We start from the raw sequence: 10,225 nt of genomic DNA, 5'->3' as shown, positions 1-10,225 counted from the left end.
TGCGGCCGCCGTGCCGTTCGAGGTCGAGCTGGCCCTTGAGGGTGTCGTTGACCGATTCGATCCACTGCCGGATCCAGCCGGCCGACCCGTGCCGGGGCGCCTCGTCGCGCCGGTCCGGGCGGACCAGCCGCAGCTGGTATGCGCTGGTGACCAGGTCCTCGAAGTCCCGCCCGGCGAAGCCCTTGTCGCCGACCAGGGTCAGCCCGGGGCGCAGCGCGCCGGTGCGGGCGGCGTGCGCCAGCAGGTCGGCGGCGACCTCGCGTTCCCCGATCTTCGGGTCGGCAAGGCACCAGGCGGCGGGCATCCCGTCCGGCGTGGTGATCAGGTACAGCTTCAGCCCCCAGTACCAGCGCGAATGGCTCGCGCAGTAGCCGTAGTGCGCCCAGCCGGCCAGCTCGCTGCGGCGGACCGTCTCCCGGGAGGCGGCGCACGGCACCGGGGTCGCGTCGATCAGCCGCACCGGGTCATACCAGCACGGCGACTGCCGGGCCAGGTGATCGGTCACCGCGGCCAGCAGCGGCGCCGCGGCCTTGAGCCGCTTGTGGTAGCCGGGCTGGTTCGGCAGGTACGGGAACAGGTGCCCCAGCCGCCCGTAGCACAGCCGCAGCCAGTGATGCTCGCTGCGCGCGCCCAGCAGCACCTGCGCCACGGCCAGGCAGATCAGCTCCGCATCCGACAAGCGCTTGGGCTGGCCCCGGCCGCTCCTGGCAGGCAAGGCCACGTGATCATCGATCTCCACATACAGTGCGATCAAGAGGGTGTCCAGGTCGTTCGTCACAGTCGATCATGGGCACCCTCCCCACGTCTCCGAGCCACGTTCAAGGAATCACTCATCTAGCGGGCGCGGCCCGAGGCAAGGAAGCGATCATGTGCCCTATGCCCGCAGATGATGTGACACCCTCCGTTATGCCAAGGGCCCGGCCCTCCCATCACTCCGGCCCCGGCTACGTGGCGAACCCCAAAGCGCCCGACTTCGAACTAGACGAGCCACTGCGAGGCGCCGCGGCACGGTGGCTCAACCTTGTTCCCGCCGAACACCGCCATGGCGGCGGGGAATCGGCGAAGGATGCTCTGCAGGCGCTGGAGGAACACACGCGCAGCTGCCCTGTTCATCCGCTTGCGGCGCTGTGGGTGGCCCATCGTCACCTGAGCGATCCGGTGCCCTCGGTCCGGATCGCGTCGCTCGTGCTCGCCTCGGAGGCGCTGTGGTGGCTTGGGCATTTTGAGGATGCACGCAGGGCCGCCCAGGCGGCGGCCGACGCCGATCCGGCGTCTTCCCAGGCGCTGTGGCGCCTCACGGTCGCGCTGTACCGCCAGGGTCGATTCGAGGAGGCGGGCGAACGCCTCGATGACCTCCTGAAATCGGCCAGCCGGTTCGCTCCTGCGTGGGCGCTGCGCGGCCAGGTCAAGGTCTGGCTCGACGCGGACAACCCCGCCGCGGGGCGGGCCGACTTCGCCGCCGCGGCGGCGCTGACCTCCGGTTCGGGCACCTGGGTGGTGCCGTACCGGATCGCGGGTGCTGACTTCCAGGCGACGGCTGATGCACAGATCAGGGTTCATGACGCCCAGACGGGCGGTTCCTCCGGCGGGCCTGTGGACGTGGTGTTGCTGCCGGACAAGTCGCGGGTCGAGCGAGGTGTCGACCCGGATCGCCGGTGGCATCTGGAAGGGCCTAGCACCGGGGGCGGCGATTCGGGCAATTTGTTTGGCGGGCTGGGCGGGGACTTCGCTGCGGGGGCACGCTCGCGCGTCTCGTTCGGGATGAGGTTCGTTCTTTATCAGCGGAACATCGAGAACCTCTGTCAGGACAGGGCGACTCTGCGCGAGGAGATCCGCAAGTCGGTGGCCGAGCTTTTCGACGCGGCTCTGGAGTCCCGCGCGGCGGTCGCGATCAAGGGTGCGCCTGAGCAACACGCCGAGGGGGCTAGCGTCCCAGGGGATGAGGACGGCTAGCGCTCGGCCCATAGGAATCGCTCCGGTCACCTGGGCAGCCCCGTGGCTCGGTCAGTACTTCCTGGCGCCATTGGCCTCGATCCAGTGACGCGGCCACGCGATCTGGCACGCGGCGTCATCGAAGGTCCCGATCTCGATATGGCCGGGATTGAGGGTCAGCACCCAGACGGTTGACGGGCCCCTCCATCGCTGCGCCCGGATGCGAAGTTTTCCGCGGATACCGAGACTGCGCCGGTCCGTGCTGCTCCTGCTCGCGGCGGCCGCGGCCCGCGGGACCTGGCACGTCCTTTCCCGGGCCGCATGGGGGACGTCAAGGCCGCAGCAGGGCTGGGAAGCATGCTGGCTGGCGAGGCGTTCGCCGACGGCTACGGCAGTTTCTTCGCCTGGTCGTGAACCTGCGGCAGGTCGGGTGCAATAGATGAGGTGATGGACGACGACGAGCTGATCGCGAGCCTGGCTGGCGGTGACGACATGGCGCTGCGGCAGCTGTTTGACCGGCATGCCCCGTGGCTGGCCGCCCGGCTTCGCAAGGCGCTGCCGCCGGACGACGTCGAGGACGTGCTTCAGGAGACGTTCCTCGCGGTGTGGAAGAACGCCGGAACCTACCAGCCGCGGGGCAGCGTTGCTGCCTGGCTCTGGGTGATCGCGCGCAACCAGGCCGCCGTGCTGCTGCGGAAGCGGGGGCCGGCGACCCAGGCCCTGCCAGGCGAGGGGGGGCCGGTCAGCGATCCAGCCGAGGCAGCGGCCACGAGAACCGACCTCGACATCGCCGCGGCCGCGGCCCTCGGCCCGCCCGGCTGCCCGGACCGCGAGGTATGGCGCTTGATGTACGAGGAAGACCGGCCGGTCGCGGAGGTTGCGGAGCTGATGGGCGTCCCCGAGGGAACTGTGAAGAGCCGTGCGCACCGGGCGCGCCGCCTGCTGCGCGCGGCGCTTGGAGGAGTCCAATGAACGATCCGTCGCTGAACGAGCCGGTCAGCGGCGAGAGCCGCAGCACGGCGAACGACGACATCGACCTCGACCGCGTCTGGGTGAACGTCGCCGCGGAAGTCTGGCGCCGTCATCCTGGCCGGCTGGAGCGAGCGGCGGCGCGGCTGCTGCGCTCGCCTGGGCTGGCGCGCGCGCTGTTCACCACGCCCTCGCTGCTGCTGCCGTGGCTGACCGCGTCCGCGGTCGTGCTTGCCGTCGGCACACTCGTCCAGGCGGGCGAGGGCCAGCCGCTGGTCTGGCTGATCGCCCCGGCGGTCGCGGCGGTCGGCATCGCCTACTCCTACGGTCCCGGCCTGGACCCGGCGTGGGAACTGTCCTGCTCCATGGCGGTCAGCGACCGCCTTGTCCTGCTGACCAGGGCCGTCGCGGTGTTCGCGGTGAACGCGGTGCTCGGCCTGATCGCGAGCGCCGCGACCGTGGGCACGCACGCCTCGACACCCACGACGGAGCTCACCTTCGCCTGGCTGCTGCCGATGACCGCCGCCTGCGCGCTCGCTCTCGCGGTAGCGGTTGCCGTCAGGTCGGCGGTTGCCGGCGCGGGCGCGGGCGTGGGCGCCTGGCTCACCCTCGTGCTCGCTCACGGCGCGACCGCCAGTGCGGGCGGCTGGCTGTCCGCCGCGGCACTGACCTCCGCCATCACCGACGCGAACCTGTACCTCCCCTACCTGGCGGTCGCGGCCTGCTGCGCCGTGATCGTGTTGTTCGCCACCCGCCCCCGGAGAGGCCTGCCGTGAACATCGAGCTGACGGACGTCACCCGGACGTTTGGGAGAAACAAGGCGGTCGACGGGGTGAGTCTCGCCGTCGGCCCCGGGGTATTCGGCCTGCTCGGCCCCAACGGCGCCGGCAAGACCTCGCTGCTCCGCATGCTCGCCACCGTGCTGCCGCCGTCGTCGGGCACGGTGCGGCTGCTCGACCGGGACCCCGGCGAACCGGCCGCGCGCACGCGGATCAGGCGCAGGCTCGGCTACCTGCCGCAGAACCTCGGCTATTACCCGTCGTTCACCGTGGCCGAGTTCGTCGAGTACTTCGCGCTGCTCAAGGAGATGCCCGCGCACCAGGTGCCGAAGGCGGTGGCCGCCGCCGTCGAGCGAGTCGACCTCGGCCCCAGGGCCAAGGCCAGGCTGCGCACGCTGTCCGGTGGCATGCTGCGCCGGGTGGGCATCGCGCAGGCGATCGTGAACGGCCCGGACCTGTTGCTGCTTGACGAGCCGACGGCCGGCCTCGACCCCGAGCAGCGGGTCGCGTTCCGCACGCTGATCCGCGACCTTGGCCAGCACGCGACCGTGGTCGTCTCCACGCACCTGGTCGAGGACGTCGGTACTGCGTGCTCCGAGGTGGCGTTGATGGCCGACGGCAAGGTCGTGTTCCGCGGCACGCCCGATGAACTCTCCGCCCAGGGCGAGGGCCACCAGGTCGGCGACTCCCCGCTTGAACGCGGCTACAGCGCGGTCCTCGCGGCATCCCGCAAGCAGGTGGCCGTGTGACTGCTGTCGCCCTCACTCAGCGCACTGGCCGTTTCCGCCCGGCGCGCGCGCTGCGGCTGGAGATCAGGCACAGCGCGGTTGTCTGGGTGCTGCCGGTCCTCGCCGCGCTCTTCTACGCCAACGCGTACCGGACGGCCGCGGGGTATCCGCCGACCTGGACGGTGCGCGCCTCGGTCATCACCGGATCCAACCTCGTCTTCTTCAGCGTGATCGCCGCGGGGATCTCCGCCTGGGTCGCGACCAGGGAAGGCCGCAGGAAGACCGGTGACCTGCTGGCGACGACGGCCCGCGCGGCCTGGGCGCGGCAGGCGACGGTGCTCGGCGCCACGGCGTTCTGGAACGTGCTCGCCTACGTGGCCGGGGTCGCCGTCATCTACATTCAGGCCGCGCTCCAGGCGACCTGGGGCGGCCCGCCGCTGTGGCCGGTGGCGGTCGGCGTCGTGGGGGTCGCCGCGTCCTGCGCGGTCGGCTTCATCTGCGGCACGCTGCTCCCCGGCCGGTTCACCGCGCCGCTCGTCGCGGTCGGCGTCTTCGTCGCGTGGTTCGCCGGAGTCAACGCCGCGAACAGCGTGAACCCGAACGACATGAACAACCTGAACAGCTCGAACGACACGTCCGCGCTGCTCGTGCCGGCTCTGGGCCGCCCAGCGTTTATTGATGTCGGCGTCTACTACCACGTCCCGCCGGACGTTTCCATCGCACAGGTCATGTTCATGGGCGGAGTGCTGCTCGTCATGGTCGGCCTGCTCGCCCTGCTGCCCGCGGCACGCGTGCCCGGCGTCCGGCGTCTGTCCACGGCCAGCCGACGGCGGCTGACCGTGGTGGCAGCCGTCGGCGTCGCGTGCGGCGTGGCCGCGTCCGCGACCGCGTTCTCACTGGCAGGCACCGCGCGGTACTCCCTCGCGACGGGCTGGGAGATCCCCGCGCTGCACGACGCGGCCGACGACCAGCCGGTCCCGTACACCCTCGACTGCACGAGTGGGGCCTTCACGGTGTGCATTCACCCGGCCTTTGCACCCTATCTGGGCGCCATGTCGGCGGCCTTGCAGCCGGCCGCCGCCGAGATCGCCGGGCTGCCGGGCGCCCCGGCCCGGGCCGAGATGACCACGGGCTACGCGCCGCCCGCCGTCGCGGGGACGACGTCGGTCTACGGCTACTCAACCGAACAAGAAGGATTCGGCGACGAGTCGTTCTGGGCCACCCCCGCCATGGCGCAGACCGCGGACTGGGAGCAAGGGGTGCAGCAGGACTTCATCACCTGGTTCGTCTCCGGGCCGGCGGAGCAGTACTCGCCAGGCCCAACCCCGGCGCAGGAGGCGGTGGCGATCGCGCTGCTGGCCAAGATCGGCGCTCCCGTCCCCCCGTACCCGCAGTTCAGCCAGCCGGGCACGCAGTCGGGCGCGTCGAGTACGTCGGGCGCGTCGAGTACGTCGGGCGCGTCAGGGACACAGTCGGGGGCGAGCGCCGCCCAGATCACCGCCGCCGCGAGCCGGTTCGAGTCGCTGTCATCCGTGGCTCGCCGCGGCTGGCTCGCGGCGAACATCGCCGCGCTGCGCTCCAGCGCCATCACCCTGGCGCAGATCCCGTGACGGCCGCTGAGGCCATGACCCCGGCGGTGCCCCCTGCGCTGCCGGCCGCTCCGGCGCCGGCGGCAGGGCGGGTCGCGGCGGGGACCCGGCTGGTGTGGCTGCACCTGCGCAGCCGGCGGGTGCCCGCGGCGCTGCTCGCGCTGGCCCTGCTCGGCGGCGCGCTCCGCGCCGTGCTGCACTGGCGCCTGATGTCCGGCGGAGCGCTCGCGCAGCAGGGCCCGATGGTCATCGAGGCCGGGGCGGCGGTGGTGATCGCGATGACGACGCACAGCCCGTTCGGCGAGGTCGAGCGGGCCGCCGGCCGCTGGCTGCCGTACCTGCGGCTTGCGGCGGCGCTGGCACTGACCGGTATCGCGATCGGCGCGCTCCAGCTCGGCGTGACCGGCGCCAGCGTGCCCGGCGGTGTCCTGGTGCTGGCGCGCAACGTCATCGGTATCGCCGGCATCGGCCTGCTGGCCTCGCTGGTCACCGATGGCCTGCTCGCCTGGATCCCGCCACTTGGCTACCTGGGGTTCGCCGAGTACGCGCTAAGCCAGGCCTGGCGGAACCCGTGGACCTGGCCCGTCCGCCCCCCGGCCGACCGGGGCGCCTGGATCTGCGCCGTGCTGGTTTTCGCGGCCGGCCTGGCCGCCGTCACATTCCGGGGCGCCCGCACCAGCCTCGCCGGCAACGGCTAGCGAACGCCGCTGCGGCCTTCGCCGGTATCAGCGCGTGGGCAGACAAAGCGGGCTGCCCCGAGCCGCATTGCGGCGGCCGCGCTCACGGACGTTTCAGGAACCTCAAATAGAACGCGACGAATACCAGCACGATTCCGACGTTTACCATCAGCCGTGCCCAGAACTGGTGCCTGAAGAATAGGACGTCCAGGCCGACCACGACGGCTACCAGTGCGAGCAGGTAAAGCACGACGCCTGCCTGTCTTCCCACGGCCTCGTTTTACTATATGCGCGATAGTGGAGCAAGCGGCGGCCCCGGTTTCAGCGAGACGCTTGCGCAGGCTGAGCCGTTTGATCGCCTCCGGGTCCCGGTTGACCGCTGTCCTCATACCGGGCATTTACCGCTTGCTCGAGGGTCCAGCCGTCGTGGATGAGCAGTGCGGCGTCGGGCAAGATGAAGCCCGCCTCCCGCCAGGCCAGGGCGGCCGCAAGCGGTACGCCCATCTGTTTCGCCTCGACCGCATCGCAGGGGGCGAATCCGGCATCGGCCCAGGGCCTTGCCTCCTGCGGGTTCATGCCCAGCGCGACCGCGCGCACGGTGTCACAGATGCGCAGCCCTTCGCGCGCCCAGCGGCGGGCAGTCACCGGGGTGAGGTCGTGCGTGCGCGCCCAGTAGATCTCGATCGGGGAGAAAGGCGCCCAGTCGCGCAGGTCCTCAGATGTCAGGCCGTAAGCCTGCGCCTCGGCGGCTTCGCGCGCCGTGCGCGGGCGTCCGGTGAGGGTGTCAGCCACCGGCAGTCAGCTCATCGGGCACGGCGGCTGCGCAATCGCGCCATGCCCGCTCGAACCCCCTGGCGACCTCGTCCGGCTGGCCGGCCAGGAACGGGAAGGGACGCGGCCCGTCTTCGGCGGCCGGGCGGTTGAGGCCGCCGATAATCGGAAGGTGCACGCTGTGGTTGACTGCGGGATCGCGGATCGTCCCTTTCGGATCCCGCCCGGCGGCCACCGCGTCCAGGTCCTCAAGCAGCCGCTTGCGCATGAGGATCACCCCGCGGTCGCTCTCCCCCAGGTGCTCTTTCGAGCGGTCCGCGATGACCCCCTGACCCACCCAGGCGATGAAGTCCTGGTTCATGACGTGGCTGTCGATCCAGCGGCCGGTTCGCTCGTCCCTGACGGGGGCGTACCAGCAGGGAATCACGTCCTGCCCGAACGGGATATCACCGGGCAGCTCGTCGATGAACCACCCGACGCTGAGCGTATGCCCGTCGTCGACCGGTACCCGCCATTCGAAATGCCCGGTGTACAGGCAGTTGGGCCACAAGCACACCCGGCCGGTCGTCCACAGCTCGTCGTTTTCCGTGGTGTCCTCGCGGATGCGGCGGTAGACGAAGCCGTAGTCGAATTCGTCAAAGCCAAGCCGCTGATGGGCCGGCGCCCGTGGGCCGTCAGCGCCGCGCAGCACCCGCGACCAGTTGTCATGCAGCCATTCGAAGTGGACCGGATCGATCGAGTTCTCCTGGCACTGGAACCAGTTGCACGGAACCTCCGAGATGGCTATCTGCTTGTAGCCGCGCGAGTGATACCGGTCCCAGTCAGGCAGCAGCGGCGCCGGCTCAGGCCCCATGTAGGCCCACACCAGGCCAGCTTTCTCCCGCACCCGGTATGCCTTGATGCGAACCTTGTCCCTGAAGCGGCTCGCCGGGTGCCGTGTCTCCTCAAACGGCTGATGAAGGCATCCTCCGGTATGGTCGAAAAGCCAGCCGTGGTAATTGCAGCGCAGGCCCCGTTCCTCGACAAAGCCGTACGTCAGGTCCGCGCGGCGGTGCGGGCAATGCCGGTCCACCAGGCCGTAGTTTCCGCCCTTATCGCGGAACAGGGCCAGGTCCTCGCCCAGGATGCGCACCGCCTTCACGGCCTGCCGGCTGAACTCCGCCGCACCCGCGACCGGATGCCAGTAACGCCGCAGCAACTCTCCCATCGCGGTGCCCGGGCCTGTCTCACACAGCAGCCGGTTCCGCTCCTTGCTCAGCAACGCCGTCCTCCCAGGGGCTGTCGTTAACATCTTCACCTTGTTTTCTCCGGTAAGGAACCCCGCGCGGCCGACGACGAGGGACCCGGCTGCTCCGCGCTGTGCAGGCCCCAGAACCGTGCGCAGGGGGCTGAACTGCCGGGTTGGGCACGGCGGTCGCACCTGTCCGTCGGCTGCCTGTTGTTCATGCTCCGGTATCCGGCTGGCCACCCTGGCGCCGCTGTCGGGGCGTTGTCGACTGCATCGTCGTGGTCGGCCGGAACATTTACCAAGCGGACATGCGCGGTCGCGCATGCACGGCAGCCCTCCCGCTGGCCCTGCACGCGCCCGGCCGGACTACGTGGAAGCTATGGACTGCCCCTGACCAGTCGTTTCCGCCGCGATAACCGGGCTGCCCGCAAAGCCCGGCTCCGGGATTCCGGCATACCGGGCATATCGCGCGGCCGGATGGCCGCCGACGGGCACCCGGCGGCGCAGACGCGGCTGCACCGCGGCCACGTGACGACGGGAAGCCGCAGGCCAAACCCTGATTGGCGGCCGTCGTGGCAGATGGGCCATCAGGAAGCCCTGGGGTCATTACCTGGCCGCACGATCGTGCATATTTCTCTCGTGCAGAGTTCCCCAAGGAGGGGACGAGGTTCTATTCATCCAGCCGACCGGGTCAGCGTGAAAGTGGTGCCGCAGGTGGTGATCGTGCCGCCAAGCGCCGTCCCGCCCTGGCTGGGCGGGCCGGCGCTGATACCCACCATCTCCCATCCGGGTGGCTGGCTGATCCACTTGTCTGGCGTGAGGGTCACTCCCGCCGACGAGTAGGTGCCGGTCATCGTGTAGCTGCCGGAAGGGACATCGGGGTTGGCCGGCAGCGCGAAAAAGTTGAACGTCGCCGTGAGAGTGCCACCCGGGGCCGCCCGTATCACGAGCCTGAGCCCGGTCTCGCCTTGCGCGCAGACGTAGGAGCCCGTCCACGTGCCCGTGAGGGCTGACGGGCTGAGACTGGCCGAAGAGGCGGGAGTCGGTGCGGCAGCGGGGGCAGAACTGGCCGGCCGCGCAGAAGGCGGATGGGCTCCTGCGCCCGTGGTGGCATGGGCAGCGGCCGAGGTGCTCCCGCCTGGGCCGGCGGCGTGGTGGCTGGTCAAGGCGACGGCCGTGACGGCCGCGACGGCGGCCACGGCGACGGCGGTGCCGCCTGCGAGTGCCAGATGCAGGCGGCCGCGCGGCCGCTTGCCCTGCGTGCCCCGCTGCCCCCCGTCGCCGCCGTCGCCGCTTTCCTCCCCGCGCAGGCGGCGCAGGTAGCGCAGGTGGGCCAGGTGTTCCAGGTGCAGGATGTGGCGCAGGTGCCACTGGTGCTGCCCGGCGCGGGTCACCCGGCCCTGCCCGGCATGCCGCACGTTCTCCGCGTGCCGCGGGTCGCGGACCCCGCCGTCCTGCCGGGACCCCCCGCCGAGCCGGACATGCTCCACCACCGCGCCCTGCACCGCCGCCGGGGCCGCCCCCGGCGGCCACAGCAGCGCCAGCAGCAGCA

General features: G+C 71.0%; 10 protein-coding genes and 1 pseudogene. 6 read left to right on the top strand and 5 right to left on the bottom strand.

Features of this window, described 5'->3' with window-relative positions; translation table 11 throughout:
- On the bottom strand, positions 1-778 hold a 778-nt coding region (locus Q1N79_RS21875), incomplete at its 3' end, for an IS982 family transposase (protein ID WP_300611844.1).
- A gap of 170 nt (positions 779-948) precedes the next feature.
- On the opposite strand from Q1N79_RS21875, the gene Q1N79_RS21870 reads away from it, so the two are divergent.
- The 6 genes from Q1N79_RS21870 to Q1N79_RS21845 all read left to right on the top strand — a co-directional run bounded on the left by Q1N79_RS21870 (position 949) and on the right by Q1N79_RS21845 (position 6,695).
- Positions 949-1,953 (top strand): tetratricopeptide repeat protein, encoded by a 1,005-nt coding sequence (locus Q1N79_RS21870; protein ID WP_300611842.1) that lies wholly within the window; start codon positions 949-951, stop codon positions 1,951-1,953.
- A gap of 426 nt (positions 1,954-2,379) precedes the next feature.
- Complete coding sequence (locus Q1N79_RS21865; protein WP_300611840.1) at positions 2,380-2,904, top strand: RNA polymerase sigma factor; 525 nt, start codon at positions 2,380-2,382, stop codon at positions 2,902-2,904.
- The gene (locus Q1N79_RS21860; protein ID WP_300611838.1) at positions 2,901-3,677 is read left to right on the top strand and encodes a hypothetical protein; all 777 of its coding nucleotides are present in this window, start codon (positions 2,901-2,903) and stop codon (positions 3,675-3,677) included. The genes Q1N79_RS21865 and Q1N79_RS21860 overlap by 4 nt, the downstream gene beginning before the upstream one ends.
- Positions 3,674-4,429 carry an ABC transporter ATP-binding protein gene (locus Q1N79_RS21855; RefSeq protein ID WP_300611836.1) on the top strand — a complete coding sequence of 252 codons (756 nt, stop codon included), beginning with the start codon at positions 3,674-3,676 and terminating at the stop codon, positions 4,427-4,429. The genes Q1N79_RS21860 and Q1N79_RS21855 overlap by 4 nt, the downstream gene beginning before the upstream one ends.
- Entirely contained in the window at positions 4,426-6,018 is a 1,593-nt protein-coding gene (locus Q1N79_RS21850; protein WP_300611833.1) for a hypothetical protein, read from the top strand. The genes Q1N79_RS21855 and Q1N79_RS21850 overlap by 4 nt, the downstream gene beginning before the upstream one ends.
- Complete coding sequence (locus Q1N79_RS21845; protein ID WP_300611831.1) at positions 6,015-6,695, top strand: hypothetical protein; 681 nt, start codon at positions 6,015-6,017, stop codon at positions 6,693-6,695. The genes Q1N79_RS21850 and Q1N79_RS21845 overlap by 4 nt, the downstream gene beginning before the upstream one ends.
- Before the next feature lie 82 nt (positions 6,696-6,777).
- Here Q1N79_RS21845 and Q1N79_RS21840 read toward each other — a convergent pair whose 3' ends face one another.
- From Q1N79_RS21840 to Q1N79_RS21825, 4 genes and pseudogenes are all read right to left on the bottom strand, one after another.
- Entirely contained in the window at positions 6,778-6,945 is a 168-nt protein-coding gene (locus tag Q1N79_RS21840; RefSeq protein WP_300611829.1) for a hypothetical protein, read from the bottom strand.
- A 50-nt stretch (positions 6,946-6,995) separates the two neighbouring features.
- Positions 6,996-7,466 carry a hypothetical protein gene (locus Q1N79_RS21835; protein WP_300611826.1) on the bottom strand — a complete coding sequence of 157 codons (471 nt, stop codon included), beginning with the start codon at positions 7,464-7,466 and terminating at the stop codon, positions 6,996-6,998.
- Positions 7,459-8,706, bottom strand: coding sequence for an aromatic ring-hydroxylating dioxygenase subunit alpha (locus Q1N79_RS21830; protein WP_300611824.1), 1,248 nt, complete (start codon positions 8,704-8,706; stop codon positions 7,459-7,461). The genes Q1N79_RS21835 and Q1N79_RS21830 overlap by 8 nt, the downstream gene beginning before the upstream one ends.
- 641 nt (positions 8,707-9,347) lie before the next feature.
- Positions 9,348-10,225, bottom strand: a pseudogene (locus Q1N79_RS21825) (hypothetical protein); the annotation flags it as partial.

This window comes from Trebonia sp. (genome assembly GCF_030042015.1).
Lineage (GTDB): Bacteria > Actinomycetota > Actinomycetes > Streptosporangiales > Streptosporangiaceae > Trebonia.
The sequence above is the reverse complement of the archived record's forward strand: the minus strand, read 5'-3'. Positions and strand labels throughout refer to the sequence as shown.

Coding starts and splice junctions, on each gene's coding strand:
- Q1N79_RS21865 (WP_300611840.1), top strand. CDS start 2,380: ATGGACGACGACGAGCTGATCGCGAGCCTGGCTGGCGGTGACGACATG.
- Q1N79_RS21860 (WP_300611838.1), top strand. CDS start 2,901: ATGAACGATCCGTCGCTGAACGAGCCGGTCAGCGGCGAGAGCCGCAGC.